A 26,335-nucleotide genomic window follows, 5' to 3' on the forward strand; every position below is an offset into this window, starting at 1 on the left:
TAGTGCGCGACAGCGCAAATTCCGTTCACAGTGAGAAAGCCACGCGACGAGCGAACATCCTTTCACCATAAAATTGAGGATGTTAGATAGAAAAATAGCGGGCATTTTTTGTGCAAAATTTATTTAAGGCGCTAGGAAAATGAATTTAATCACAACAAAGAATCGGAAAAATCAGCATTTAAAGCAAAAAAACGTAAAATAAAGCCAATTTTGAGTGTTTTAGCCATCCGCCTGCAGACTCAGCCAATGTCTGGCACTGGCCAGAGTCTGCTGCAACTGTTTAGCTAAACTCTGCAATTCCCCGCCCGACGGTGTACCGCCCTGTTTAAGCTTGAGTTCTATGTCGGTGGCAATTTCTTTCAAACCCTTGGCGCCCAGGCTACTGGCGACACCTTTCAGACTATGTACTTTCCGCTCAGCAGCTTCACGATCTGAAACCAACAATTGGCTGATCTGCTGAGCATCATGCTGGTGATCCTCGACGAACACCTCCAACAACAGATAAACCGATGCCTGATCGTTATCCAGAGCATTCAGCATCGCCGGCATATCCACTTCCGAGGACAAGACTTGCGGCTCGATCAACCCGGCATTGTCACCGGCTACTGCAGAAAAAACCGGCGCTGAGTTTTCAGCCGCCATAACCTTCGTTTGCGGCACTGGGTTGTGGCCTTGTTCATGCTTGGCTGACAAAGCATCACTTTCCGCCAGAAGTTGTTGCTCGCGTCGCAGCAGCAGCCACACGACGAGGACTAAAGCGGTGACACTGCTTGCCATCGCCAGTATGGTTAACCACTTGAAATCCTGTTGGAGTTTTATTGCTACCAGCGTGACTTCATCATGCACCTGATGCTCCAGCAGTTTGGTGACCTGATTGTCTGATTCTGCATATTTACTTAACAATGAAGAAACGGATGTCAGAGTGCGCTGCAGTTCGTTTCTCTCCTGCTCCGGCAATTGGTAGGAATACTGCAAAATGTGGTCGAAAGTGCGATACAGTTGCGGACTTTGCTGCCCTTCGGTATACAAAGCCTGCAGCACATAAGAGCCAATCTGCCAGTAGCGCAGTTGAATATCCGGCTGAGAAACGTAACTGTCCCGCGACTGATTTAATCGCTCCACAAAGTCACTGAGTGACAGTTCAATCGCGACAAAGCTCTGGGTTAATTCAATGAATCGGTCTGTCACATACAGCAACTGAGACATGTCCGGTTGCAACCAGCGCGCTTGCCAGTCGAGCTCAAGTTGACGACGTAATGAGTAAACCTGTTGAATATTCAATGCCAAATCGCTGGAACGATTGGTCCGGTAAGGCTCTCGGAAATAGAGTGTGTTGCGTAGGTGAATAACACTGTCCTGCAGTGCGGTCACACTGCGGTTACTGTTCTCCAGTGCCCGGTATTGCAGCACCACAAACAGCATCACCACGGCCCAAAGTGCCATGATGGCAAAATACCACTTACTTTTAAAAAAACCACCGCGCCTTTGCCTGACCATCTGCGAGCCTGCTGAACGATTTATTATTAAATACAAGCATATATCGAAATGGATTGACTGTCGTGCTGCAGGGCGCAAAGGTGCATAAAAAAAGAGCGCCGCAGCGCTCTTTCTGTCAATTCGTGATGTAGTTCATCTGACTCAATCAGCCATTTTTGCGTGTCAGTTGGTCACGCAAATTTGGCGGTGTTCCTTTGATGGTCAGGGTATCCGTCTCCGGATCGTAGAACACCCGCTCGCCCATCAGCAGACTGTCAAAACTGATGTTGAGACCACCACCGGCACCAACATATTTGGTCAGCTTACGCACGGTACTGCGATCACCTGGAAAGCTCTCTTCCAGCTCATAACCGTGCTCACGGGTAAAATCCAGGAAACTGGTGCCGGTCTCGCTGGCTGGCAGTTCACCGGACAGCTCCTGAATCTGCACTTCTTCACCGGATTTAATCTGGTCATTGCAGTAATCGTAGACCTGCTTTTTGTAGCTGATAGCATCGTCTTTTTCCAGCTTGGCATCGGTCACGAAGTCCTCGACTGCCTGCATCAGAACCTGGTTCTGCTGCTTAGGATCAAGGCCGATGTCGGCCTGCAGAAAATCAAGAAAGAAGTCGGCAACTTTACGACCGACGCGACCTTTAATGTAAGACAGGTAGCGGTTGGAGTCTTTATCCGTTTCATAACTCGACAGGTCAATACGTGCCGCGATATCCATCTTATTGATATCGAGATAATCGGTCGCACTGATATCGAGTCCTTCGGTCACTTTCAGGCTCTGGTTAGACGGCAAAAGAGCGATAAACAGATAGTCCGTCGCCAGTGACTGATACTCAGCCATGACCAGAATACCTTCATCCGCAAACGGGTATTTGCTCAGCTCATCTTTGAGACGCTGGGCACTGACCTGGGAAAAGTCGTAAAAATTACGCTCTCCCTTACGTAACTCCTGCAACCAGTGCTGAAATTCGCTGTCCGATTTAAACGAACCGAAGCCTTTGCCCGCTTTCGAATTGAAAACACGATGTAACTCAGCGACTAAGTTTTCGGTTGAGGTATCATTATCAAGAGATTGAGCGCGGTAGTTAACCATCAGCTCGTCATCATCATTTTTGCGCAACTGATGCAAAATGACATTAGAAAGGTGCAAACTCATAGTGAAATAATCGTCGTACTGGTTTCAGTTGTAAGGCATAGTAGGTTATCATAAGCCGCTTTTACTATCATCATTAGAGTCTTTATGCCTATTACATCTAAATACAGTGACGAAAAAGTTGAAACTATCCTGACTGAAATCGCTGCCGTTCTTGATAAACATGATGCATCACCAGAGCTTACCCTGATGATTGCAGGAAACGTGGCCACCAATGTCATCAATCAGAACGTAGCTAAGGCACAGAGAAAAGCGATTGCAGAAAAGTTTGCGCAAGCTTTAATGTCTTCGCTGAAAGATTAATTTCATACTTACACCGGATAAATAGAAAAATTCATGGTAGATAGCGGAAACACATACGGCGAACGAGTATCACGTCTGGTTGGTTGGGGACACTGGTTTGCGTTCTTCAATATCATCGCAGCGATGCTGATTGGGACACGCTACATTGCCCAGTCTCCTTGGCCAGACACCTTCCTGGGTCAGTTTTATCTGACTTTTTCCTGGGTCGGTCACTTTGGCTTTCTGGTTTTCGCCCTCTACCTGTTGATCCTGTTTCCGCTGACGTTTTTGATTCCGTCGCGGACCTTGTTCCGGTTTGTCGCCGTCTGCTTTGCCACCTTTGGACTGACGGTCCTGCTGATCGATACCCAGACCTATCAGACCATCAATTTGCACCTTACCCCTGTGGTGTGGGAACTGCTGTTCGCTGACGACAGCAGTGTCAGTGCAGATCTGCAGCATCTGTTCGTGGTTTTGCCACTGATCTTCCTGCTGCAGCTCGGACTCTCCGAATGGGTGTGGCGCAAACAGCGTAAACTGTCGCATAAGCGTATCGGTCGGCCTCTCGCTGCAGTGTTCTTCGTCAGTTTCATCGCCAGCCATCTGATTTACGTGTGGTCGGATGCGTACCTGTACACACCGGTTACCAGCCAGAAATCTAACTTCCCGCTTTCTTACCCGATGACGGCGAAATCCTTTATGGAAAAACACGGCCTGCTGGATCGGGAAGAGTACCTCAAGCGCCTGGAAGAGAAAAATCGTACCAATGTCGATTTAGTCAGTTACCCGCTGGAAAAAATCCGCTTTGGCCGCCGGGCGAATAATCTCAACATTTTAGTGGTCAGCGTCGACAATCTGCGCGCTGATGCCCTGACCAAAGACCTGATGCCAAACATGTATCAGTTCGCTCAGAACAACCTCAACTTCAGTAATCATTACAGCTCCAGTAATGACGCCTTCGGCATCTTTGGTCTGTTTTACGGCCTGCCAAGCAGTTATGCCAGCAGTATCAAGGTGCAGGGTACCTCTCCGGTACTGATTGACGTGCTGGAATCTCAGGATTACCAGTTTGGCTTGTTCAGTGGCGATAACTTCAGTGATGACCTGTACCAGGAAACCATTTTCCGTGGACTGCCTCTGTCGCAGGCTCCGTTCGATCCTAACCAGTCGGCAGATGAGCAAACTATTCAACGCTGGGCACAGTGGATCAGCGAACAGAACCGCGCGCCATGGTTCAGCTATCTGGAACTGACGACAGTCGACAATTTCAGTAACTACGCGCCGAACCAAGACAGCAAAGCGTCTGCGACGGACAAGCTGCGTAACAATTACCATCACTCGGTCAATGTAGCCGACCAGGAGTTGGCCCAGCTGTTCAGCCAATTGCAAAACCTGCAGTTGCTGGATGACACCGTCGTCGTCATTACCTCCAATCATGGTACTGAGTTCAACGAAACCAAAACCAACAGCTGGGGCGCTAACAGCAACTACAGTCGTTACCAACTGCAGGTACCTATGGTGATCCACTGGCCTGGCAAGATCGCCGCCAACTTCACCCATAGATCCAGCCACTTGGATGTCAGTGTGACTCTGTTACAGGATTTACTGGGCGTTTCCTCAAATCCGAATGATTTCAGCAGTGGTCGTAACCTGTTCAACGAAAGCAACCGAAAATGGATTCTGGCCGGCGATTCACGCGAATTAGCGCTGATTACCGATAAAGAAACCACAGTTATCGACAAATTCGGTAACTTCAAGTTATTCGATGATAACTATCAACGTCTGAGCGAAGAAAACCCAACTCTGCCTATTCTGATGCAAGGTCTGACTGAATTGCAGCGTTTCTACTCAAAGGACAATTAAATCAGAATCTTATGACGATAGTCAGTTGACGTTAAGGTAAAAACTGATTAAATTAATGTCATCGGACTGTAGCGCAGCTTGGTAGCGCACCGTCATGGGGTGTCGGGGGTCGGAGGTTCAAATCCTCTCAGTCCGACCATACACCTGAAAAAGAGAGCTTCGGCTCTCTTTTTCGTTTTATAGCGCCGCCAACTCCCCTTTCCTAGCAGGACACACACCCTAAATCCTTTCTCGTCTTCTTCTCTAATCAGCAATCTCTAGTCGGACACTCGCGCTAAAATCCAATAATAGGACACCTTCCTTCATCCTCTAAGCAGGACACCCATCCTACGCCATATACGCCGTGATTTAATCCGCGCGACCAAATCCCAAATCTCTAGTCGGACACTCGCGCTAAAATCCAATAATAGGACACCTTCCTTCACCCTCTAAGCAGGACACCCACTCTAAGTAGGACACCCATCCTACGCCATATACGCCGTGGTTTAATCCGCGCGACCAAATCCCAGCAAAGGACAACACTCACACTATTTAGCAATGATTTGAATACGTACTAGGGGGTATTCCATCATGCTTACGCAACATCTGATGTTACAGCCTGCCGAGATCCGCCCCGTGAATCTGCTGTTCATAGTTGTTATCGCCACGATGTCAGCCACAATCATCTCATGTTTCACCATGAGTAATATTTATGACGACAGCACGCTCTCAGTTGATATGCCCTGACATAACACCTTACTACCACTGCGTTTCGCGCTGTGTGCGGCGCTCATTTCTGTGTGGTGAAGACCCGCTTACCGGCGTATCCTATTCACATCGTCGCGAATGGGTAGAGCAGCGTCTATTGAGCCTGGCAACCATCTACTGCATTCAGATATGTGCTTACGCCGTTATGAGCAATCATTACCATCTCGTCGTTTACATCGACAAACAAAGCGCTCTCGCTTTGTCTGAGCAGCAAGTGATTGAGCGTTGGTCCATCGCTCATCATCTTCCGGCGATTATTCAACGTTTTCAGCACGGTCAAGTGACGACAAAAGCGGAAATAGAAACTTGTTATGAGATCATTGAAATCTGGCGTACCCGTCTCTATTCACTCAGCTGGTTTATGCGTGAACTCAATCAGCACATAGCAACTCATGCCAATAGAGAAGACCACTGTACCGGACGGTTTTGGGAGGGAAGATTTAAATCTCAGGCGCTGCTGGACGAAAAAGCCCTGTTAGCCGCAATGGCTTATGTCGATCTGAACCCTGTACGGGCAAATGCGGCACCAACACCGGAACAATCAGACTATACATCCATCAAAATCCGGCTGGAAAACTTAAAACAAGACTTGTTATCTCATCAGCCCCTGCTCGATTTCATCGATGACAACAATAGCAACAGTAGTAATAGTGGCAGAGCAGTCATTCCATTTCGCCTGACTGACTACCTGAAGTTACTGGACTGGCTGGGGAGGCAAATACGAGAGGGGAAATCAGGTCATATAGCGCACAATACACCACCGATACTGACCCGGCTCTCTTTACCACCGAAGGAATGTATTGCGCTCTGCACAGTGCTGGAAATTCGTTCGAGACTTTGGATTGGCACCAGAGATAATCTAAATACAGCGAAAGTACAGTTAAATCGCCAGCGTATAACAGGGATTGTTATCTCTTAACTCAGAAAGAATAATCCAGAACATGAAGCAGTCATTGGCTTATGGCTCCGAACCATCTAATATTGAACAGCTAGAGGGCGCCGATATTAAATTTAAAAATAACGCCAGCGCCCTGAAAATTATTTACCGGACTTAGAAACGATATTCTGCACCAACAGAAACCTGATTAAAGTCAGTGTTGGTATCAGCACCATTTAGAGCATCATTCGCGTCAAGATCAACGTCATACCAGGTATATTCAGCATTGACGAGGAAATTATTGGTCACTTTAAAACCGACACCTGCACCAGCGAATAACGCTTCATCATCTTCATCACCATGCACTCCGGCAATATCGTAATCCGTGGTGTACCACAACTGACCGCCTTTCGCATACAACTCCACACGTTCTGCAATTGGCGCAGTGAGTTTTAGAGCTGCTGTGTAACCATCTGTTTCAGCTTTGGCAATACCACCACCATATTTGCCAAAATCGATGTAGCTTCCCTCAACCGCTACATAACGGTTAAGTTTATAACCTGCCAACGCCTGCATGACATCATTGTCATCATCAAAATCATCTTGCCCGTCTACTTTTACATAACCGTAGTTACCACCTACATAAAAGCCACTTTCATCATCCATTACCGCAGCTTGTGACGCCGCGCTGAATGCAGTTAATGCCATGGCACTCGCTAGAATTGGAAGGTATTTATTCATCTTTTACTCCTAGTGATTTTGTCAAAATATTATTGGCGTGGTCTGTGACTAAATTTCGTTGTTCACACCAGTATGGTTCTGATTAATGATTAAAAAGTTTATTCAATCAAGATAACGCTTTAATAAGTTAGCTGAATCAGACTGGAAATTGTTATTACCAGGTTACTTTTAAGTCAGGACTTAATTCGAAAAAAGTCAATAAATTTAAATAAGAATGCCAAAAGGTATTAGTTAGATAGGAATAACATAGAAGATAAATAAAGCTTTACACAGGATAACGAACAATAAAAGTTAATATTATAAGTAACACAATGGATATATGAGAGCAGCATCTTAATAATTATTTTACTACGGTGAGTGCCCTGTGAACAAAACGGGCTGTTGAGAAAAATACAATAACCTGGGTGTCCTGACAAAGGAACAAAAATCGTCAATGTAATGATGGGTGTCCCTGTAAACGCGCTTCTTTTTCGTGCCAGAGAATGAGAAAAACGCCAGGTAGAACAAGTTTTTCGGCTCAAGTGCGCATAATTTCAGCAAACGATTCAATTGGTACTTTACAAGATTTTATCGGGTCGCTAATATGCGCCTCAACAACGGAGAGATGGCTGAGTGGTTGAAAGCACCGGTCTTGAAAACCGGCGTACGTTAATAGCGTACCTAGGGTTCAAATCCCTATCTCTCCGCCACATTCGAAAAGCCGCTGATTTATCAGCGGCTTTTTTCGTTTCTGCCTATCACTGACCATGTGTGCCCTTGTTATATTTCATTCATAGTTACGGTGTGTGTCCCGTTATAAATTCTCACCAGGGGATGGTCTGGCCGTCATAAGCCAGGAACGAACCGCTTTGCTCAGGCGTGGCGTTCGTAATGATATCAGTCAGTTGCTGTGCGACATACGCCGGAGTAAACAGTTTGCCGGGCGGTACGTTAGCCTGAAACGGCGCAGAGAGCGCAGTGTCGGTGGTGCCGGGATGCAGCGCCAGCAGCGTGCCATGTTTTAGGGTACGCTGCCATTCTATCGACAAGGTTTTCACTACCATATTCAGCGCCGCTTTTGAGGCGCGATAGCTGTACCAACCGCCGAGGCGATTATCGCTGATACTGCCGACCCTGGCCGACAGCGCGGCAAATTTGGGCGCCGTACTGCGTTTTAGCAGCGGAGTAAAATACTTGGCCAGCAGCAGCATGGGTAACGTATTCACCATCATATTGTGCTGAAAAAACTCAGCGTTCAGCGCGTTGATATTCTTCTCCGGCCCCTGCTGAGCACTGTGCAATAGGCCGATGCAGTTAATCAGCCAGTCGACTGAGTCCGTGGTATCACTTAATCTGCGTACCTCATCTTCGTTACTGGCATCGAGCGACTGCCAATTGACACGCGGATGTGGCCATTGTGGCCGGCGGCGACGAAAGGTAGCGGTAATTTTCGCCTCAGGAAAACGCTCAAGTGTATGCTGCAGCATGGCAAAACCAATCCCGCCGTTACCGCCGATAATCACAATATGCATTACAACTGCTCCAGGTTGGCCAGATGAGACTCAGCCGTGTCAAGAATCGTGGTGCGCTGCTGCGGATCCATGTTGTCCCAGGAGCGGAAAATCATCCCGGTTCTCGGGTTCGTGGCGAGGCGCTTAGCGTGCTTATCCATAAAGCGCCAGTACAAACTGTTGAACGGGCAAGAGCACGCTCCGCTGCGCGCTTTATGATCATAATGACAGCTTTTACAGTAGTCGCTCATTTTATTGATATAAGATCCGCTGGCCGCATAGGGCTTAGTTCCGACAATCCCGCCATCGGCAAACAGCGCCATCCCACGCGTGTTCGGCATCTCCACCCACTCAATCGCATCGACATAAATGCCTAAGTACCATTCGTCGACCTGATTCGGGTCGATTCCGGTCAGCAGACAGAAATTGCCGGTCACCATTAAACGCTGAATATGATGAGCGTAAGCATAATCGAGTGACTGTCCTATCGCCTGCTGCATGCAGACCATTTTGGTGTCACCACTCCAGAAATAGTGCGGCAGCCGCCGCTTGGCCCCCAGTTCATTTTTATCCGGATAGGCCGGCATATTGGCCCAGTAGACGCCGCGGATGTATTCGCGCCAGCCGAGGATCTGACGGATAAAGCCTTCGACCTGGGCAATATCGACGCCACGACTGGCGCGAAACATCACCAGCGCCGCGTCGATCACCTCGCGCGGATGCAGCAGCTTGGTGTTCAGCGCGAACGATAAGCGGCTGTGGTACAAACTCCATTTGGACTCATGCTGCGCCGTCATCGCATCCTGAAACTGACCAAAACGCGGCAGGCACACCTGGCAGAAATGCGCCAGCAACGACAAACTCTGCGCCCGGTTGACCGGCCAGATAAGTTTGCCATCCAGACGTCCTATCGTCGGAATATTGTGACGTTTAAGTCGTTCGCGAATATCACTGACATCCAGCTCGAACAATAAAGGTTGTGGCAGTTGTTGGATGTCCTTCGCTTTCAGTTTGTTACGATTGCTGGCGTCATAATTCCATTTGCCGCCTTCTGGTTTCCCTTCCTGCATCAGGATATTGAACCGTTTACGCATCCGGCGGTAAAAATGCTCCATCAGAATGTGTTTACCGGGCGGAAACTGTTGCTCTATTTCATCAAACGGCAGCAGGAAATGCTCGGTATCGACACAGCCTATCACGGCTCCGTCAAGCTTGAGATTGGCCAATTGCGCTAACAAGCGGTACTCATCCGGGCGCTGGTATTCAAATTTTGTCGCCCCCACTTCTCGTACATAGTGCTGAATCAACGCAGCTAAATCGGCAAACTGCGTGCTGTCATCCAGGGTCAGGTGCAATACCTGATGACCTTCGCTCTGCTTTTGACGGGCAAACTGGCTCATAGCCGCAAAAAACGCGCAGCTCTTCTGAATATGATGTTTAACGTAGGTATTCTCTTGTCTGATCTCGGCAATCAGATAGATCACCCGCTCATCGACCTGTTCAAACCAGGAATGCTCGCTGTTGAGTTGGTCGCCCAGAATCAGACGTAACGTATCAAACTGCATTTAGGTGTCTCTCTTTAGTGGCCCAACCGGCCAGTCCACCATATCGACGGAGTCCAGCTCCGCCTGTGTGGAATCGCCATGCCAGCGGCGGATAAAATGCCCCTGCGGATCGTACATCTCGGTTTGTTTATCCAGATTAAACTGGCGTGAGCCGCGCGGGTCAGCGCCGACACCTGCCAGATACTGCCAGTTGCCCCAGTTCGAGGCGACATCATAGTCCAGCAACTGGGTTTCAAAATAGGCAGCGCCGTAACGCCAGTCGATCTGAAGCTCATGGATCAGGCAACTGGCCACCAGCTGCCGACCACGGTTAGACATATAGCCAGTTTCACGCAACTGACGCATACAGGCATTGACGATAGCAAACGGCGTCGTGCCCTGCTTCCAGGCCTGAAAACGCTGCGCATAGTAGCTGGTGAGCGGGGCTTTATCCTCAATTCCGCCAAACTTAAACAGGCGCTCGGCATAACGCAGAGCGTAAAAATAGAAATAATCTCGCCACAGCAGCTCGTCCACTTGCGCAGCGGCTTTATGCAGCAGCCCGTTATCCAGCAATCTTAGATCATTAGTAAACCAGTACAGCCCCAGAGTGCGTTTCACTGTGCGCTCCTTATCCCTTACATCCGCCAGCAATGCCCTGTTTTACGACCGTTAACTTATTGAGATCACATAAGCTTGGCGATTTTTCCTTACCCGGGCTAGATTTCAAAACACAGTGAGATAGCATCGGCCAGTCGCTGCACCCGTTCAGGGGTCAACAAACTGGTTGCGACCCGGGTATATTCACTCTCTCCACTTTCTTGCGTTAGAAAATACCTGTTACATTTTGACGGTGGACGCAAATCCTGTCTCAGTAGACGCGATTCTCAAGTAGTCGCCCAGACGGTGAGTTGGTACAATCGAGCTCATTCACCGATAACAGCAACCGCTAACAGGGACACACTATGGTCAGCACACTGGACGACTATGATGTCAAAATACTGCAACTACTGCAGGAGAACGGACGTCTTACTAATCAAGAACTTAGCGACATTATCGGCCTGTCAGCCTCGCAATGCTCACGGCGCCGGATCAGCCTGGAAAACCAGCAACTGATCCTCGGCTATCACGCCCGTATCTCACCACAAGCCTTGAAACAGGACATGATCGCCATGATTGAGATTAAACTGCTTAATCATGAACAGGAAAAAACACTTAACTTTCTGAACTTTATAAATAATGAGCCATCGATTATCGATGCATTTAAAACCACAGGTGATGCCGATTATCTGGTCAAGAGCCTGGTCTCCGACCTGGATACTCTGAATGCCCTGATCAACCGTATTTTCACCACCAAACTCATTTCCCATATCAAAACCTCGGTGGTGCTGGAACGGGTCAAAGAACACGGTAACGTCATTTCCCAATAAAAACTCTGCACCAAAATAGGTATCCTGGCGCGCATTTGGCGCAACAAACCGGCTTTAAATGCACACATTGAGCTAAAATTGATTAGTTATTGCATGAATATTTCATTGTGATATTAATAACGCACAATTCACGCATTTAGCTCAACATTAACATTAGGGATGATTACGATGTCGGGAGTCGCTGTCGCAAACACACATCATAAGTGGTTTGAAGATGCCATGGCGCTGGTGATGGGCACCAGCCTGGTCGCCTTTGGGGTACTATTTTTAAAGCAAGTCGGTATGGTCACCGGTGGCACCGCCGGCCTGTCGCTGTTTTTGAGTTACCATTATCATCTGGAATTCGGCACCATCTTTTTCCTGGTTAACCTGCCGTTTTACTATTTAGCTCTGCGCCGCATGGGCTGGCTGTTCTGCCTGAAAACCTTTACTGCGGTTGGGTTAGTTTCCTTTATCACCAATACTCAAAGCCAATTTATTCAGATCAGTAACCTCAATCCGATTTATGCGGCGATTTTTGGTGGCTTTTTATTTGGTACCGGATTTATTATCTTATTTCGCCACAAAGCCAGCCTGGGCGGATTCAATATTCTCGCCTTATATGTGCAAGACAGATTTGGTCTGCGAGCCGGGTGGCTGCTGATGGGGATTGACCTGATCATCATGTTGGTGTCATTGTCCGTGGTCGGACTGTATGAGTTAGCGCTGTCGGTTGTTTGCGGCCTGGTGCTCAACCTAATCATCGCGCTTAACCATCGCTCAGATCGTTACCAAGTATAAAAATTAAGGAGAAACACTGTGCTTAACCATGTCACAGCATACGCCGGAGACCCTATCCTGTCTCTGATGGAAAAATTTATGGCGGATGACCGGTCTGACAAAGTCAATCTGAGTATTGGTTTGTACTACGACCAGAATGGCAAAATCCCGACCCTGAAATCGGTGGCCGCTTCTCAGGTGCAGCTGCAACAAGCCGATGCCGAGCCATGTGTTTACCTGCCAATGGAAGGCCTGGCACCATACCGTGCGGGTGTACAGAACCTGGTGTTCGGCGCTAACCATCCGGCGCTGACAGATCAGCGCGTAGCGACAATCCAGTCGCTCGGTGGTTCAGGTGCACTGATGATCGGTGCGGATTTCCTGCATTACTACTTCCCAAAATCCACCGTCTGGGTCAGTAACCCGACGTGGGAAAACCACAATGCAATTTTTGCCGGCGCCGGTTTCCAGGTTGATTTTTACCCTTACTTCGATCCGCAGACCAAGATGCTGGATTTCGATGGCATGCTCTCGGCCTTAAGTCAGCTGCCTGCTCAGGATATTGTCCTGCTGCACCCTTGCTGCCATAACCCGACGGGTGTCGACCTGACCAATGAACAGTGGGATCAGGTGATTGAAATTATTAAACGCAATCAGCTAATCCCATTCTTTGATATGGCGTATCAGGGCTACGGTGACACCATGGCTGATGACGCTTATGTGATCCGTAAAATTGCGCTTGAGCCCAATGTGGTCAGCTTTGTTTCCAACTCATTCTCGAAGATTTTCTCTCTGTATGGCGAGCGGGTCGGCGGTTTGTCAGTGGTGTGTAACGACAGCGAAGAAGCGTCACGTGTTCTGGGCCAGTTGAAGGCAACCGTACGTCGTAACTACTCGAGCCCGGCTAAATACGGCGCGAAAGTGGTGTCAAATGTGCTGAACACGCAGCAGCTGAACGATCTTTGGCTAAGCGAAGTTGAAGAGATGCGCAGCCGTATTCTCACCATGCGTGAAACCCTGCACAACACTTTGCAGCAACTTTGTCCGCACAAAGATTTCAGCTTCCTGGTGAAACAGAAAGGCATGTTTAGCTACACAGGTTTCAGCGCCGAGCAAGTGGATACCCTGCGTGAAGAACACGGCATCTACCTGATCAGCAGCGGCCGCATGTGTCTGGCTGGCCTTAACGAAAGCAATGTGGCTAAAGTGGCCGCGGCGTTTTCAGCTCTCAGATAACGGGGGATGACCCAACCGGTACGCCGAACGGTCATCTGACTGCGCTGCCTGGCGGCGCAGTCAGCCTCATTCTTCAGCATCGCTATACTGCGCAAATCCAACTCAGACCAATTCACGTCCTTGTGTTATTGATCTTTGATCCCAACGAGCTTTATCGCTAAAAATAGTGACATTCAGCAGAGATGAACAGACACTGGCAACGTAATCCATTCAAAAGTCGCTGATGAGCGATTGCCGAAGCACAGATTCAGTTCGCTGTGGCGACGTGGTGTTTCTGGTCGTGTTTGGACCAGGGGTTTACCAACAAGGCCCCCCAACAGTATGCGGCAATCCGGGGCGGGCTTCTCTGCACACAGTCAACAACGAGTCACAAATGATTAATGTGCTCGGCATTACCCTGAATATAACTGCCCAAATGCCTGCTGAAACGGCGCTGGCGGGTCCATTCAATCAAGGGGCCATGCAGCTCCGCCGGATAGACCCGCAACGTTGGCAGTGTTTCGACAGGCACCCACTCCACCGACTGAATCACCGCTTCATCATTGAGTCCTTTCAGGTTGTCCGTATTGGGCGTACCCCGATAACGGTCAATCGCATAGAAGAACTCGGCATGGTAGCGTTTAGGGTCATGCTCAAGGAACTCACGCACACAGATCAGTTCACCGACTTCAACTTCAATCCCCGCTTCCTCCCGAAATTCACGCTGCACACAGGCTTTGGTACTGCGATCTCCCTCTTCAAACCCGCCACCGGGCGGGATCCAGTACTCACCGGTAAAGTCGCGAATTTTCACCAGCAGTACCGCATCATTGTCAATCAAAATACCGGCACCACGAATACGATGTTGCATAGTTACTCCTTGTAGCGGTCAAATGCGGCTTTAAACAGTTGCAGATGAATCGGCACCAGGGTCTGATGATCACTGCGGTAGCCACCGCCGACCACACACGCCATCGGCAGGCGCCGCTCGCGCGCCAGATCCATCATAAAGCAGTCACGCTGATATATCGCCGCCGTCGAGACATTGAGGTAGCCCAGCTCATCGTCCTGGTGAATATCGATGCCGGCATCGTAAATAATCAGATCCGGCTGATGCAGATTGACCGCCATGGTGACGACAGAGATAAAGTGGCTGAGGAATTCATCATCATCAGCTTCACGGCTTAAGGCGACATCCAGATCGGACTCCGGCTTGCGGGCCGGGAAATTTTTATCACAATGGAAAGATAAGGTAATGATGTCGTCACGTCCGGCGCACAAGGTCGCGGTGCCGTCGCCATGATGCACATCACTGTCAACAATCAGAACTTTGTCGACCCCCTCGTGCTGCAAGGCGCGATGCGCCGCCAGCACCAGATCGTTATACAGGCAGAATCCACTGCCAAAATCATGGTGCGCATGGTGATAGCCACCACTAAGATGAATCGCCAGACCATGCTGCAGCGCCAGTTGCGCGGTCAGCGTGGTTCCGCCTGCCGAAGTCAGGGTGCGCTCAATCAGAGCCGGGCTCCAGGGAAAACCGATACGACGCATTTTTGCCGCCGGCAGCAGGCCGTCAGCCAGCGCCCGGACATACTCTGCGTTATGAACCTGACAGATATCCTTCAGAGTCAGCGCCTGAGGAGCAAAGAACTCAAACGCGGCTAACCAGTCAGGTGCTTGTTGCTGCAGCGCCTCATACAACAAACGGTACTTATTGATCGGATAACGATGCCCTTCGGGCAGCGGCAGTTGCGAATAGATGGGGTGATAAATCAGCGGAATCATGTCCACGCCCGACAAATAATCAATAGCCGGATGGTAACAGTTTGCCGCCTTGCTTCACAATACCTCTGCCAAGGCACCTTATCCGCGCGCCAGCCACCAACTGGCAATGCTCAGCATCATCGGAATCGACACCAGAGATGCAGCGGTCGCCACCAGCTGCGCGGTGGCGCAAAAAGCACGCCGCGAATACACTTCGCCGACCACCGCATAAATGCTGAACATTGGCACTGCCGTGATAACCACCAGAGTCATGGTCAGTGCGGTTTGTCCCGGCAACAGCCAGGACATCAGCAGCAGTGCCACCAGAGGATGCACCACCAGCTTGACCGATACCGTGGTCAGCAGCGGCCACCAGCGGGTCTCTTTAATCGCGATCGTTGCCAGTGAACCACCAATCACAAACAGCGCCACTGATACCGCAGACGGTGCCAGCAAGGTCAGCGTCTGATTGATAACATCCGGAAGCGGTACGGCCAGGATATTACCCACTACACCCAGCACAATCGAAATCAGCAGCGGATTCTTACTGGTACGCTTTAAAACACCCATTATCCGTGAGCGTAAACCGCTTTGACTACTGGTTGCATGAAAGTCCATTAAAATAAAACAGATAGGCAACACACACAGATTTTCGATGATCAATGCCATGGCAAAACCACTCACCGGCGGCGAGTCCATCAGCTGCAACATTACCGGATAGCCGATAAATGCACTATTGGGTACCACCATACCGGCCATCATCAGCGCGCTATCGAGTCCGCCCTGTTGCATGCCACGTCGCAACAGATAGAAACCAGCCACCATCACCGATAACGACGTCAGCAGGTAAGCTAGCAGATAACGGGGATTAAACAGTTCGCTCAGCGGCAGCTCCATCAGGGTTTTGATGATCACCGCCGGTAATGCCAGATACATAACATAACGCCCCATTTCCGCCACCGCGCCGGCGGAGATTAATCCGCGCCGCACACACAGGTAGCCAAGAAAAATAATCAGAAAGATGGGAAACACGACGGATAACACGTTCAAGATAGACTTCCTTATAATTCAACAACAAAAAGGGTGATACCCAGCGGCATCACCCTTTCTCCTTCATCGGCGGCTGGCGGATGTCACGGCTTAGTTGCCAATGCGCTGCTGCCGAGCCTGTGCAGCGAGGCGGATATGAGCGTTCGGTTCACCGTACCCCTGATAATTGACCCGCTGCACTACTTCAAAGAACACACCAAAGTGCTCTGTGGTATAGAAATGGAAGAAGTGCCCTTCCTCATTCTGGTCATACAGAATGTGGTACTCCTGCATCAGGGCCAGCAACTCGGTATCAAGCTGGAAGCGCGCTTCCAGATCACGATAGTAGTTAGCCGGGATAGGCAGGATACAATCACGGGATACTTGCTGTACTGTCGCAAAAATATCGTCACAATTAAAGGCAATTTGTTGCACACCCGCACCCTGTGCCTGATTGACAAAACGCTGCGCGGAAGAGTTACGCGCCGACGAGGTATTAAATGGCATACGGATATTGCCGGCCGGACTCTTGGCCACACGACTGGTCACAAGTCCATTAATATCCGTCATATCCTGACTTGGCTCGATGTCAAAGCCGAACAGGGCTTTAAAGAAGAAGGTGGCCGACAACATGTCGGTGTCGAGTACCGTTTGTCCGACGTGATCAAACTCTCGCAGCCCGGCCCCCGCATGGGCATGGTTGGGATCGCTGACCGGAACAAAGTCGATATCATAGAATTCCGGTACCGACTGGCTGTCGACAAAGTAGATCAGTTGATCACCGACGCCCTTAATCGCCGGAATGTTCAACTCACCCGGGCCGGCCTGATTATTAAAGCGGGCACAATCATAATGCTTAGTGCGCTTAATCATTTGTGCCACGCTGCTGGTGCCAAAACCGAGTGCGCATACCGACACACCGTGGGAAAGAAAATAATGGTGCGCCTGACTTTGTGGCTCATAATTCAGCACCAGATTAATCTTACCCTGACGCATCAGATCCACTTTTTTAGAACGGTGGCGATGGGTGATGGCAAAACCAAGCTGCTGCAACAGATTGACTAGCTTCTGGCCATCTTCACCCTCAATGGCAAATTCGATAAAGGCCAGTGAATCTATGGTCGGCTCCGGCACTTCCGGCTCTTTGAGCTGTTCACCAAGCCAAATCAGCGAACGCATACCGTCGGTCGCTTTTTCGCTCGCCAGCGAAGCACGAAATTCATCGTTAAAGATCTCATGGGAGATATAGTCACGATAACCCTTCTCTTTCAGGCACTGCATAAATTCGATGATTGGCATATCGCCCTGCCCTGGAAAGCAGCGGAAATGGCGGCTGAAGTTAAGCACATCCATCTGCAGGCTTGGGGCATCCGCTAGTTGAACCAGAGCGATTTTATCGGCCGTGATCTCATTACGCATGGTGTCGAGGGTATTATTCCGCGCATACATATGAAAGGTATCAAGCACGATACCGAGATTGCCGTGGTCTGCCTGCTTAACGATATCCCACGCCTGATCGTAGTCATGCACGTAACGTCCCCAGGCCAGCGCTTCGTAGCCGATCTGGAAGTTTTCCTGCGCAGCCAGCTCTGCCAGTTGATGCAAATCGGCCGCTGCGCGCGCCGGGTCATCAATCACATGCGGAGACACGTTCGAGCACACCATCAGACGTGACGTACCCAATTCATGCATCAGTTCAAACTTCTTGCGGGCTTGATAAAAGTTCTGTTTGCGTATCGCCTCCGGCATCGCTTCAAAATTACGAAACGGCTGTAAGGCAATAATTTCCAAACCAAGACTTTCTGCCAACTGGCGTACCTGACGCGGTGACAGATCGGACTGGGTTAAATCGTTTTCAAAAATTTCCACACCGTCAAAGCCGGCGTTGGCCGCCGCATGCAGTTTGTCGACCAGCGATCCGGAGATACTGACGGTTGCAATACCTGTTTTCATACTCTTGTCCTTGTTTGTGCTTTACCACGCGTTAACCGCGGCAAAGTTACTCCACACTGATTTCGCCGCTGAGCAGCTGACTGTCGACCGCGCGCTGGGAAAACCACTGGTAGGCATCGACTCCCTGGTGGATAAACAGCTCAAAGCCGCTGATGACGCTCATATTTGCCGCGCGGGCCAGACAAATAAATTCGGTTGCGACCGGTGTATACACTGCGTCAAAAACCCAGCGCTGGCCCTGCACCTGCTCAGCACTGAACGAGGCGCCCGGCGTGGTGTAGTGACCAACCGGTGTAGCATTGACCAGACCATCACAATTGAGTGCACATGCCGTCACTGCATCAGCGGTAAGCGCGCTGCACGCGACACCGGCCTGCTGCAAATCGCTGACCAGCGCCTGCAGGCTGACTGTGTTTTCATCAAAGATGTACAGGTGTTCCACCTCGAGCATACCCAGGCCAAAGGCGATCGCGCGCCCGACACCACCAGCGCCTTTCATCAGCACTTTGCCCGGTTTGAGGTCTGAACACTCTTTTTGATAGGCACGCACAAAACCGCTGCAATCGGTATTGGTGCCACTCAGTTCTTCGCCGTCAATGATCAGCGTATTAAGGGCACCCAGCCCGGCACTGGTGTTAAATGTATTCGCCACGATGTTCCAGGCCCACACTTTATAAGGGTGGGTGACGTTAACACCGCGATAGCCACGCTGTTTGAGATCCTTGAGTAATTCGTACAAGGCCTGCTCGTTATCGAGTTTGCAGTCAAACAGATCGTAGCTGGTAGCAATATCGAGCTTTTTACCCAGCAATTCATGAAGTTGAGGAGATTTACTTTTTTGAATATGTTGACCAATAAGTCCAAGTTTCATCGGGATTTCCTCTCATTTTGCGGACAACAGGCAGCAGCACACCGCAGCACAGCCCGACAAGGCTGTGCTGAAGTCTGTCTCTGTTATCTCTTGTTATTGTTTCGCGAACGTTTTGCGCTGCGCGCAGTTGTGCTTAATCTTTTTCCAGACCGGGGTCTGTGACAGATAGATCAGGGCGATCACTACCGCCAGCACGGTTGAGATCGGACTGGTAAAAATGCCCTGGATAAAGGACAAAATATTGTCCTGCTCGGACAACATCGCCCGGCGCCAGTTCTGATCCATCAGATCGCTCAGAATCACACCCAAAATAACCGGTGCTATCGGGTAGTTGTATTGGCGCATAAAATAGCCCAGCACACCAAACGCCATCATCCACCACACATCGGTGATCGAGTTATTGATCGCGTAAGCACCCACCACTGACAGCACGACAATAAGTGGCATCAGGATCCCTTTCGGACAGCTGACCATTTTACTGAACACCTTGATTCCGGTCAGACCAAACACCAGCACGCACAGGTTAGCCAACGTCAGGCTGCCGACGGTAAACCAGAAAATGCTCGGATTTTCGGCCAGCAGCAGCGGGCCCGGATTAAGGCCGTGGATGAACAGCGCACCGATAAACACCGCGGTAACCGCATCGCCGGGAATACCCAGCGTCAGCATCGGAATGTAGGCACCGCCTACCGCCGCATTATTGGCCGCTTCCGGTGCCACCAGGCCCTCTTTTGCGCCCTGGCCGAACGGCACTTCCGGATTTTTCGTGCTGCGTTTGGCATAGTCGTAAGCCATCAAAGACGCGATATCACCGCCGGTGCCCGGCAGCGCGCCAACCACAACGCCCATCAAGGAAGATTTAATACTCAGTGGCAGGTAACGGCGTACATCCATCCAACCCGGAATGATTTTAGTCAGCTTCTGTTTAATGACTGCTTTGTCGATATTGTGCAGCTGACTGAGCACTTCAGACAGACCAAACATACCGATCATAACGGCAATCGGGTTGATACCATCCCACAGTTCGACCACCCCAAAAGTAAAACGCTCTTCCGCTGTTAGCGGATCGAGGCCAACCGTACCGATCAGGATACCGATCGCGCCGGTAAACATCCCTTTGGCAAAACTGCCTTCGGATAATGAGCTAATCAGCATGATGCCAAGCATACCTATCATCAGATAGTCACGTGGCTGGAACTGAATCGCAAATGTACTCACGACCGGCGCGGCAAACGACAGGACCAGAATCCCGACAAAGCCACCCACAACCGACATGATCGTGGTCAGGCCGATTGCACGCCCGGCTTCGCCTTTTTCAGCCAGCGGATAACCATCGATTGCGGTGGCAATCGCCGATGGCGAGCCCGGAATATTCAACAGAATGGCGGTTCGTGAGCCGCCATATACGCCGCCCATGTAAACACCGACCATCAGACACAAAGCGTTATTCAGATCCCAGGGGAAAGTAAACGAAATCAGGATCGATACAGCCATAGTGACTGACAAACCGGGAATCGCGCCGATGTAGATCCCGAGAAAGGTCCCCAGAGCGGTCAGTAAAAACAGGTTCATTGATGTCCATGACATCAGAAAATAGTTGATAGATTCCAACATCTCAGGCGCCTCCGCTAAATAATGAAGAGAGATAAGACAGCACATCACCTTCTGGAATCACCCCTTCTGGCAGGATAACCAAAAACACCAGACGGAAAATAATATAAATCACCACCAGTGCCAGCAGCGCAATGGTGACCGCTTTAACCAGGTTACGCTGATGCAACAGCAGCAGGGTAACGGTCAGAAAAACAAACGTGGTAATCACAAAGCCGATGCTTTCCAGACAAAAAGCAAACAGGCCAATCAGTACCAGCATGATCACTACATTGGTCGGCACAATCTGCTGCAGAAAAGCGCGCAGCGCCGATTTCACCGGTGCTTTTTTCAGTGTGTCCTTCACGGTAATCAATGAGAACACCAGCATGATCGCCGCTGCACTCATCGGAAACGCGCCAGGTGAACTCAACGCATGGGAGTCGGAAATGAAAAATGCCTGATACAACAAGCCGGCACTCAGCAATACCATGAGTACACTGAATACCAATTCTCCCGGTTTTCTGGATTTAACCTCCATGGTCAATCTCCTCACTCACATATTATTATGGGTGCACGAATACAGGCACGCCGCGCATGCCTGTATTCGCTACCTCATTATTGACTGACTTTTTTGATGTTAAATTTTTCCGGAGAGAATTTGGCAATGCCGGAATCGTAAGCAATCCAGGATGCTACCGAGCGAAAACGCTCGACATAGTCACCCGCTTCCTTGCCAGACAGACCAAGATAGTTAAAACCGCGCTGCTCCATCAGGTTTTTGAACTCATCGCTGCTGGCGGAATGGTTAAATGCCGCGGACAATTTGCTCACCACATCATCCGGTGTACCTTTTTTGACGAAAATACCAAAGAAGGAGTTATACGGCAGCTGTGAGGCCAGTTGCGGATAGTAATCCGTTACCGGTTTAACATCCGGGAAGTGTGCATTCGGCTCTTTGTCCATCAGACCAATCACTTTCATCTGACCGGCGCGAAGATACTCTTTGGCCGGGCCGTATGCGGTCGGCATCACATCAATCGCGTTACCCAGAATGGCGGTCATACCCGGACCGTCACCGTTATACGGGATCTCAGTCACTTCAAACGGTTCAGCGCTTTTCAGAATCGCCAGCAAAACTGAAGGTAACCCCCCCGGTCCGGTTGAACCCAGTTTGATCTCTTTCGGATGGGCTTTCGCGTATTCGATTAACTCATGCAGGTTATCGTATGGGGCGTCATTGCGCGCCACGATGATTGAAATCCCCTGCGCCAGCACCGAAATTGGCACCATGTCGCTGTAATCGAGTTTGCCCAGCCCCATAACCTTAGCCATCTGGGTCGGCTCCGCCCCCATCAGCAGAGTGTAACCGTCAGCACTGCGGGCATTAACGTACTTAGTCGCAATCGCACCTGCACCACCACCGCGGTTGGTGAGGATGATATCGGTACCCAGTTGCTTTTCCGCCCCCGGTGTGACGGAACGCATGATGCTGTCAGTGGCACCGCCCGCACCCCACTGAATAATGCCTTGGATATTTTTACTCGGATAATCGGCCGCCATCGCCAGCGATGAACTCATCATCATCATGCCCACAGCCAGGCGTTTGAGGTAAGTCTGTTTCATGTTCTGGTCCTGTTATTATGTTATTTCACGTCGTAGGAGAAATTATTCAAGTAGGAGTAATCCGGCACCGGTATTAGAGATCGGCACGTGGTAATTACTGTGCAGCACCGTCAGTTGCGGATTCAGTACACCGCGCATGCCGAGCCACATATTGAGTTCCGGTCCCTGAGAGCCAGCCTGTTCAACCAAATCGCGCACAGACAGTTTGGTTAACGCTTGCGGTTCGCTGACAATTTTATCCATACAGTAGAGGTCAAACTCTTTATTGATGAATCCGGCGCGTTCGCCATCCAGTTGATGGGACAGACCACCGGTGCCCAGCACAACCACCTTGAGATCCTGATCAAAACTGCGTACTGCATCGCCGATCGCTTTACCCAGGTCATAACAACGTTTTGGTGATGGCATCGGATGCTGTTCGATATTGATACACACCGGGATCACTTTGATATGATCGTATTTAAAGCCCGGCCACATCAGCTGCATTGGAATGGTCAGGCCGTGGTCGACTTTCATTTCCTGGCAAATCGTGATGTCAAATTCGTTGTCTACCAGCTCATTACAAATGTGCCACGCCAGCTCAGATTCGCCCTGAATGGTCGGAATCGGTTTTATACCCCAGCCCTCATCGGCATTGTGGTACTCTTCTGCCACACCAATCGCAAACGTCGGTTTACGGTCAATAAAAAATTCCAGGCCATGGTCGTTGTAGAAAATAATCGCCACATCCGGTTGCTTTTCGCTCAGCCATTCACGCACCGGTGGGTAAGCATCAAAGAATGGTTTCCAGTACGGGGTCTGCTCCAGACCCTGATCAATCGCTTTACCAATCGCCGGAATGTGTGACGTGGTAATGCCGCCTAAAATTTGTGCCATCTGCTTATCTCCCTGCATCGACCAGTTTCTGTTTAAACGCTTCCAGTGACATGCCGGTTTGCAATGCACCGATATCCTGCATGTTCATCCCCAGTGCGCCGGCAAATTTCGCCAGATAATAGATGTTGCCGCCCAGCTCAATCATGCGCAGCACATCGCGATCGCGTACCGCCTGCTTCTGCTCTTCGCTCAGGTTAAAACGATCGCAATAAGCCATCTCATCAGCAAAAAACGCTTCGCGCGCTGAGGAATCGTTGAGGGAGAAACACATTTTGTTCAGGCCATAACCTTTGCGTGCCATGTTGCCGTCGAAAAACGTGGTACCCAAAATAGGCACTTCATTTTTTGCGTAAGCCATCCTTGCTTCTCCTTTATTGCCAGTACAGTTTCATCGGATTATCGACCAACAGTGTCTGTTGCAACTCCGCTGTCGGCGCGATAAGGGGAATCACATCAACCAGGTGACCGTCATCAGGCACATGCGATTTCATATTCGGATGCGGCCAGTCAGTGCCCCATAGCACCTGATTAGGAAAACGTTCCACCAGATGTTTGGCAAACGGCACCACGTCGCTGTAATCCGGTGCAGTCTGAGTCAGGCGCTCCGGACAGCTGACCTTGGTCCAGATTTGTGGATTATCAGCCAGTAACTGGGCAAATTTTTGGAAGTCAGGATGGTCGACGCCGAGAGCAACGTCGGGACGGCCCATATGATCGATAACGATCTGGGTATCGAGTTCGAGCAGGAACGGGGCGATATCGTCAAAATCCTGCGCTTCGAAATAGACCACAATATGCCAGCCCAAAGGACGAATCTTGTGCGCGATATTGAGGAACACTTCTTTTGGTGTCGCATCGACCAGACGTTTTACGAAGTTAAAACGCACACCTCGCACACCCAGATCGTGCATCTGCTGCAGCTCTTGCTCGCTAATGTCCGGTGAGACTACCGCCACGCCACGTGCTAAATCACCCGCGGTTTGCAGGGCATCCAGCAACGCTGCGTTATCCGTGCCATGACACGACGCCTGCACTATCACATTACGGGCAAAGCCGAGGTGGTCACGCAGTGCGAACAGCTGATGTTTCGACGCATCACACGGGGTATATTTACGCTTGGGCGAGTAAGGAAACTGCTCTGCCGGACCAAAAACGTGGCAGTGGGCATCCACCGCACCAGCGGGTGCGACGTAAGTAGGCTTGCTCGGGTCGGGATGAAAAGGTAAGTAATCTTTATCCATCTTATCGTCCTTGTTATTGTAATCTTCTAGTTATGTTTCACGTTTCGGTCGTCTTAGCGACCAAATACTACGCCGTCGAACAGCTTGCGTGCCGTACGCAAAATCGCAGCGCTTTTTACGTTATCCTGTTGGTCTAAACTGACCACAACACTTAATTCACCGGTTGGGTGCTCAACGCTGAGGGTCATACGCTGCGCTTTCTCCAATCGGGCCACCTGGCTAGCCGGTGAGTGTGGCAACAGACAGGCTGTCGCCACACTCACCGCCCCCAGCACACCAATGGCATCATGGCAGCGATGAGGAATGAAAGTGCGGGTATTGATCGTGCCCTGTTGTGGTGCGCTGACAATACTCAATTTCGGCACCGAGAGTTCAGTGACATCTCCCAAATTCATCATCGGTCCGGCTTTCAGACGCAGTTGCTCGAGTTGCAGCCGCAGTTCCTGATTGTTTTCCAGATCTTGCGGGCTTTCTGAGCCTGACAATCCAAGTTCGTCTGCTGCAATCACCACCACCGGCATGCCGTTATCAATCAAAGTGACATGAAGCCCGTTGATTTCATCCACCTCGTTCCCGGTTGGCAGCAAGGCCCCGCAGCTGGAACCTGCCGTGTCCTGAAACTCAATCTCAATCGCGCTGGCCGTACCCGGCACACCATCTATACAGGATACCCCACGGTAAGTTACCTGACCTTGTGGTGTCGGCACACGACAAATTGCGATTTGACCGGTGTTTTCCATAAACACAGTGACTTCGGTCACCAATTCATCGGCCTCAACCAACCCATGCTCAATCACAAAGGGGCCGACACCGGCGAGAATGTTGCCGCAGTTCTGTTTATCGGCGACCAAAGGCTGATCAACAAACACCTGCAAAAACAGATAATCGACATCCACACCGAGACGCTCAGACGGTTTCACTACCGCCACTTTCGAAGTCAGCGGGCTGGCCCCGCCCATTCCATCAACCTGTTTCACATCCGGAGAGCCCATCACCTCCAGCAGAAACGCATCACGCTCGGTTGGATCGGCCGGCAGATCCGATGCCAGGAAGTAGCCCCCTTTCGATGTGCCGCCACGCATCCACATGCATGGTGCTGAGAACGGCTGCTCAGACATATTTCAGGCCTTCTTGTTCCAGACGCTCACGCATCTCATAGATGTCCAGGCCCAGTTCACCATTGGCGAGGCGCACCCGTTTAGCTTCTTCGCGCGCTTCACGGGCACGAGCTTCATTAAGCACCCACTCCGCCTCTTCGCGGCGCACCACACACACGCCATCATCATCGGCAACAATCACATCGCCCGGGTTGACCACTTCATCAGCACAAACCACTGGTACATTGACGGAACCCAGGGTGGACTTGATGGTGCCCTGAGCAAAAATATGCTTAGACCAGACCGGGAAATTCATCTCTTTCAGCGTGCGCACATCACGTACGCCACCATCAATAATTAGTCCGACCACACCGCGTGACTGGGCAGATGTCGCAAGCAGGTCACCAAAAAAGCCGTGATTTGACGGCGAGGTTGGCGCAAACACCAGAATATCGCCAGCCTGAGCCTGTTCCATCGCGACATGCATCATCCAGTTGTCACCAGCCGCACCCGAAATGGTCAGGGCAGAGCCCGCTACCGCCACATCGCTGTAAATAGGACGCATATAATCCGCCAGCAAACCTTTACGGCCCTGCGCCTCATGGACGGTGGCCACACCACACTGCGCCAGACCTTGCACAATGTCAGGAGCGACGCGTTCAATGTTCTGTACTACTACGTGGTTACTCATTT

At 50.4% G+C, this 26,335-nt stretch carries 24 protein-coding genes, 2 tRNA genes and 1 pseudogene; 8 read left to right on the forward strand and 19 right to left on the reverse strand.

The window, feature by feature from the left end:
- Positions 1–219: 219 nt before the first annotated feature.
- Positions 220–1,443, reverse strand: a complete 1,224-nt coding sequence (locus J0X00_RS07325) for an Hpt domain-containing protein (protein WP_282477827.1) — start codon at positions 1,441–1,443, stop codon at positions 220–222.
- A gap of 199 nt (positions 1,444–1,642) precedes the next feature.
- Entirely contained in the window at positions 1,643–2,647 is a 1,005-nt protein-coding gene (gene yejK / locus J0X00_RS07330; protein ID WP_282477828.1) for a nucleoid-associated protein YejK, read from the reverse strand.
- Between the two features lie 84 nt (positions 2,648–2,731).
- Here yejK and J0X00_RS07335 point away from each other — a divergent pair, with 84 nt between their 5' ends.
- The 4 genes from J0X00_RS07335 to J0X00_RS07350 all read left to right on the forward strand — a co-directional run bounded on the left by J0X00_RS07335 (position 2,732) and on the right by J0X00_RS07350 (position 6,455).
- Positions 2,732–2,947 (forward strand): YejL family protein, encoded by a 216-nt coding sequence (locus tag J0X00_RS07335; protein ID WP_136482696.1) that lies wholly within the window; start codon positions 2,732–2,734, stop codon positions 2,945–2,947.
- 33 nt (positions 2,948–2,980) lie between these two features.
- Positions 2,981–4,789, forward strand: a complete 1,809-nt coding sequence (locus J0X00_RS07340; protein WP_282477829.1) for a DUF3413 domain-containing protein — start codon at positions 2,981–2,983, stop codon at positions 4,787–4,789.
- Between the two features lie 62 nt (positions 4,790–4,851).
- Positions 4,852–4,928: transfer RNA gene (locus J0X00_RS07345), tRNA-Pro, on the forward strand.
- 552 nt (positions 4,929–5,480) lie between these two features.
- Positions 5,481–6,455 carry a transposase gene (locus J0X00_RS07350; RefSeq protein WP_282477830.1) on the forward strand — a complete coding sequence of 325 codons (975 nt, stop codon included), beginning with the start codon at positions 5,481–5,483 and terminating at the stop codon, positions 6,453–6,455.
- A 132-nt stretch (positions 6,456–6,587) separates the two neighbouring features.
- Here J0X00_RS07350 and J0X00_RS07355 read toward each other — a convergent pair whose 3' ends face one another.
- On the reverse strand, positions 6,588–7,154 hold the full coding sequence (locus tag J0X00_RS07355; RefSeq protein ID WP_136482690.1) for a porin family protein: 567 nt from the start codon (positions 7,152–7,154) through the stop codon (positions 6,588–6,590).
- A 598-nt stretch (positions 7,155–7,752) separates the two neighbouring features.
- Between J0X00_RS07355 and J0X00_RS07360 the strand changes: the two genes are divergently transcribed.
- Positions 7,753–7,843, forward strand: a tRNA-Ser gene (locus tag J0X00_RS07360).
- A 114-nt stretch (positions 7,844–7,957) separates the two neighbouring features.
- Here the strand turns inward: J0X00_RS07360 and J0X00_RS07365 are convergent.
- The 3 genes and pseudogenes from J0X00_RS07365 to J0X00_RS07375 form a co-directional block, all read right to left on the reverse strand.
- Complete coding sequence (locus J0X00_RS07365) at positions 7,958–8,665, reverse strand: SDR family oxidoreductase (protein WP_282477831.1); 708 nt, start codon at positions 8,663–8,665, stop codon at positions 7,958–7,960.
- The gene (locus tag J0X00_RS07370) at positions 8,665–10,209 is read right to left on the reverse strand and encodes a cryptochrome/photolyase family protein (protein ID WP_282477832.1); all 1,545 of its coding nucleotides are present in this window, start codon (positions 10,207–10,209) and stop codon (positions 8,665–8,667) included. The genes J0X00_RS07365 and J0X00_RS07370 overlap by 1 nt, the downstream gene beginning before the upstream one ends.
- Positions 10,210–10,719 (reverse strand): annotated as a pseudogene (locus J0X00_RS07375) (FAD-binding domain-containing protein); the annotation flags it as partial.
- 434 nt (positions 10,720–11,153) lie between these two features.
- Here J0X00_RS07375 and J0X00_RS07380 point away from each other — a divergent pair.
- The 3 genes from J0X00_RS07380 to J0X00_RS07390 all read left to right on the forward strand — a co-directional run bounded on the left by J0X00_RS07380 (position 11,154) and on the right by J0X00_RS07390 (position 13,613).
- Entirely contained in the window at positions 11,154–11,618 is a 465-nt protein-coding gene (locus J0X00_RS07380; protein WP_136482680.1) for an Lrp/AsnC family transcriptional regulator, read from the forward strand.
- Between the two features lie 168 nt (positions 11,619–11,786).
- Positions 11,787–12,398: a YitT family protein gene (locus J0X00_RS07385; protein WP_136482678.1), complete on the forward strand. Its 612-nt coding sequence runs from the start codon at positions 11,787–11,789 to the stop codon at positions 12,396–12,398.
- An 18-nt stretch (positions 12,399–12,416) separates the two neighbouring features.
- The gene (locus J0X00_RS07390) at positions 12,417–13,613 is read left to right on the forward strand and encodes an amino acid aminotransferase (RefSeq protein ID WP_136482676.1); all 1,197 of its coding nucleotides are present in this window, start codon (positions 12,417–12,419) and stop codon (positions 13,611–13,613) included.
- A gap of 367 nt (positions 13,614–13,980) precedes the next feature.
- Here the strand turns inward: J0X00_RS07390 and J0X00_RS07395 are convergent, their stop codons facing one another.
- The 13 genes from J0X00_RS07395 to J0X00_RS07455 all read right to left on the reverse strand — a co-directional run bounded on the left by J0X00_RS07395 (position 13,981) and on the right by J0X00_RS07455 (position 26,333).
- Positions 13,981–14,463 carry an NUDIX domain-containing protein gene (locus J0X00_RS07395; RefSeq protein WP_136482674.1) on the reverse strand — a complete coding sequence of 161 codons (483 nt, stop codon included), beginning with the start codon at positions 14,461–14,463 and terminating at the stop codon, positions 13,981–13,983.
- Between the two features lie 2 nt (positions 14,464–14,465).
- Positions 14,466–15,380 carry a histone deacetylase gene (locus J0X00_RS07400; protein WP_136482672.1) on the reverse strand — a complete coding sequence of 305 codons (915 nt, stop codon included), beginning with the start codon at positions 15,378–15,380 and terminating at the stop codon, positions 14,466–14,468.
- Positions 15,381–15,458: 78 nt separating this feature from the next.
- A complete protein-coding gene (locus J0X00_RS07405) occupies positions 15,459–16,403 on the reverse strand; it encodes an AEC family transporter (protein WP_240798117.1) in 945 nt (314 codons plus the stop codon).
- Between the two features lie 96 nt (positions 16,404–16,499).
- Positions 16,500–18,341, reverse strand: coding sequence for a sugar phosphate isomerase/epimerase and 4-hydroxyphenylpyruvate domain-containing protein (locus tag J0X00_RS07410; protein ID WP_136482668.1), 1,842 nt, complete (start codon positions 18,339–18,341; stop codon positions 16,500–16,502).
- Between the two features lie 46 nt (positions 18,342–18,387).
- Positions 18,388–19,212 carry a quinate dehydrogenase gene (locus tag J0X00_RS07415; protein ID WP_136482666.1) on the reverse strand — a complete coding sequence of 275 codons (825 nt, stop codon included), beginning with the start codon at positions 19,210–19,212 and terminating at the stop codon, positions 18,388–18,390.
- Between the two features lie 93 nt (positions 19,213–19,305).
- Positions 19,306–20,826: a tripartite tricarboxylate transporter permease gene (locus J0X00_RS07420; RefSeq protein ID WP_218562846.1), complete on the reverse strand. Its 1,521-nt coding sequence runs from the start codon at positions 20,824–20,826 to the stop codon at positions 19,306–19,308.
- 1 nt (position 20,827) lies between these two features.
- The gene (locus J0X00_RS07425) at positions 20,828–21,343 is read right to left on the reverse strand and encodes a tripartite tricarboxylate transporter TctB family protein (protein ID WP_136482662.1); all 516 of its coding nucleotides are present in this window, start codon (positions 21,341–21,343) and stop codon (positions 20,828–20,830) included.
- Positions 21,344–21,420: 77 nt separating this feature from the next.
- On the reverse strand, positions 21,421–22,428 hold the full coding sequence (locus tag J0X00_RS07430; protein ID WP_282477833.1) for a tripartite tricarboxylate transporter substrate binding protein: 1,008 nt from the start codon (positions 22,426–22,428) through the stop codon (positions 21,421–21,423).
- A 42-nt stretch (positions 22,429–22,470) separates the two neighbouring features.
- Positions 22,471–23,304 carry a class III extradiol dioxygenase family protein gene (locus J0X00_RS07435; protein WP_136482658.1) on the reverse strand — a complete coding sequence of 278 codons (834 nt, stop codon included), beginning with the start codon at positions 23,302–23,304 and terminating at the stop codon, positions 22,471–22,473.
- Positions 23,305–23,308: 4 nt separating this feature from the next.
- A complete protein-coding gene (locus J0X00_RS07440) occupies positions 23,309–23,662 on the reverse strand; it encodes a protocatechuate 4,5-dioxygenase subunit alpha (protein ID WP_282477834.1) in 354 nt (117 codons plus the stop codon).
- Positions 23,663–23,675: 13 nt separating this feature from the next.
- Positions 23,676–24,545, reverse strand: coding sequence for an amidohydrolase family protein (locus J0X00_RS07445; RefSeq protein ID WP_136482654.1), 870 nt, complete (start codon positions 24,543–24,545; stop codon positions 23,676–23,678).
- Between the two features lie 53 nt (positions 24,546–24,598).
- Complete coding sequence (locus tag J0X00_RS07450) at positions 24,599–25,663, reverse strand: 4-oxalomesaconate tautomerase (RefSeq protein ID WP_282477835.1); 1,065 nt, start codon at positions 25,661–25,663, stop codon at positions 24,599–24,601.
- A complete protein-coding gene (locus J0X00_RS07455) occupies positions 25,656–26,333 on the reverse strand; it encodes a 4-carboxy-4-hydroxy-2-oxoadipate aldolase/oxaloacetate decarboxylase (RefSeq protein ID WP_218562842.1) in 678 nt (225 codons plus the stop codon). The genes J0X00_RS07450 and J0X00_RS07455 overlap by 8 nt, the downstream gene beginning before the upstream one ends.
- Positions 26,334–26,335 lie beyond the last annotated feature (2 nt).

It is taken from the genome of Vibrio sp. ABG19 (assembly GCF_029962385.1).
Classification (GTDB): Bacteria; Pseudomonadota; Gammaproteobacteria; order Enterobacterales; family Vibrionaceae; genus Vibrio; species Vibrio ostreae.

What these genes read in the sequence shown, in the direction of transcription:
- J0X00_RS07380 (WP_136482680.1), top strand. Translation starts at nt 11,154, where the DNA reads ATGGTCAGCACACTGGACGACTATGATGTCAAAATACTGCAACTACTG.
- J0X00_RS07365 (WP_282477831.1), bottom strand. Translation starts at nt 8,665, where the DNA reads ATGCATATTGTGATTATCGGCGGTAACGGCGGGATTGGTTTTGCCATG.
- J0X00_RS07385 (WP_136482678.1), top strand. Translation starts at nt 11,787, where the DNA reads ATGTCGGGAGTCGCTGTCGCAAACACACATCATAAGTGGTTTGAAGAT.
- J0X00_RS07400 (WP_136482672.1), bottom strand. Translation starts at nt 15,380, where the DNA reads ATGATTCCGCTGATTTATCACCCCATCTATTCGCAACTGCCGCTGCCC.
- J0X00_RS07455 (WP_218562842.1), bottom strand. Translation starts at nt 26,333, where the DNA reads ATGAGTAACCACGTAGTAGTACAGAACATTGAACGCGTCGCTCCTGAC.
- J0X00_RS07445 (WP_136482654.1), bottom strand. Translation starts at nt 24,545, where the DNA reads ATGGATAAAGATTACTTACCTTTTCATCCCGACCCGAGCAAGCCTACT.
- J0X00_RS07435 (WP_136482658.1), bottom strand. Translation starts at nt 23,304, where the DNA reads ATGGCACAAATTTTAGGCGGCATTACCACGTCACACATTCCGGCGATT.
- J0X00_RS07450 (WP_282477835.1), bottom strand. Translation starts at nt 25,663, where the DNA reads ATGTCTGAGCAGCCGTTCTCAGCACCATGCATGTGGATGCGTGGCGGC.
- J0X00_RS07355 (WP_136482690.1), bottom strand. Translation starts at nt 7,154, where the DNA reads ATGAATAAATACCTTCCAATTCTAGCGAGTGCCATGGCATTAACTGCA.
- J0X00_RS07410 (WP_136482668.1), bottom strand. Translation starts at nt 18,341, where the DNA reads ATGAAAACAGGTATTGCAACCGTCAGTATCTCCGGATCGCTGGTCGAC.
- J0X00_RS07335 (WP_136482696.1), top strand. Translation starts at nt 2,732, where the DNA reads ATGCCTATTACATCTAAATACAGTGACGAAAAAGTTGAAACTATCCTG.
- J0X00_RS07425 (WP_136482662.1), bottom strand. Translation starts at nt 21,343, where the DNA reads ATGGAGGTTAAATCCAGAAAACCGGGAGAATTGGTATTCAGTGTACTC.
- J0X00_RS07340 (WP_282477829.1), top strand. Translation starts at nt 2,981, where the DNA reads ATGGTAGATAGCGGAAACACATACGGCGAACGAGTATCACGTCTGGTT.
- J0X00_RS07415 (WP_136482666.1), bottom strand. Translation starts at nt 19,212, where the DNA reads ATGAAACTTGGACTTATTGGTCAACATATTCAAAAAAGTAAATCTCCT.
- J0X00_RS07395 (WP_136482674.1), bottom strand. Translation starts at nt 14,463, where the DNA reads ATGCAACATCGTATTCGTGGTGCCGGTATTTTGATTGACAATGATGCG.
- J0X00_RS07350 (WP_282477830.1), top strand. Translation starts at nt 5,481, where the DNA reads ATGACGACAGCACGCTCTCAGTTGATATGCCCTGACATAACACCTTAC.
- J0X00_RS07325 (WP_282477827.1), bottom strand. Translation starts at nt 1,443, where the DNA reads ATGGCACTTTGGGCCGTGGTGATGCTGTTTGTGGTGCTGCAATACCGG.
- J0X00_RS07420 (WP_218562846.1), bottom strand. Translation starts at nt 20,826, where the DNA reads ATGTTGGAATCTATCAACTATTTTCTGATGTCATGGACATCAATGAAC.
- J0X00_RS07440 (WP_282477834.1), bottom strand. Translation starts at nt 23,662, where the DNA reads ATGGCTTACGCAAAAAATGAAGTGCCTATTTTGGGTACCACGTTTTTC.
- J0X00_RS07430 (WP_282477833.1), bottom strand. Translation starts at nt 22,428, where the DNA reads ATGAAACAGACTTACCTCAAACGCCTGGCTGTGGGCATGATGATGATG.
- J0X00_RS07370 (WP_282477832.1), bottom strand. Translation starts at nt 10,209, where the DNA reads ATGCAGTTTGATACGTTACGTCTGATTCTGGGCGACCAACTCAACAGC.
- yejK (WP_282477828.1), bottom strand. Translation starts at nt 2,647, where the DNA reads ATGAGTTTGCACCTTTCTAATGTCATTTTGCATCAGTTGCGCAAAAAT.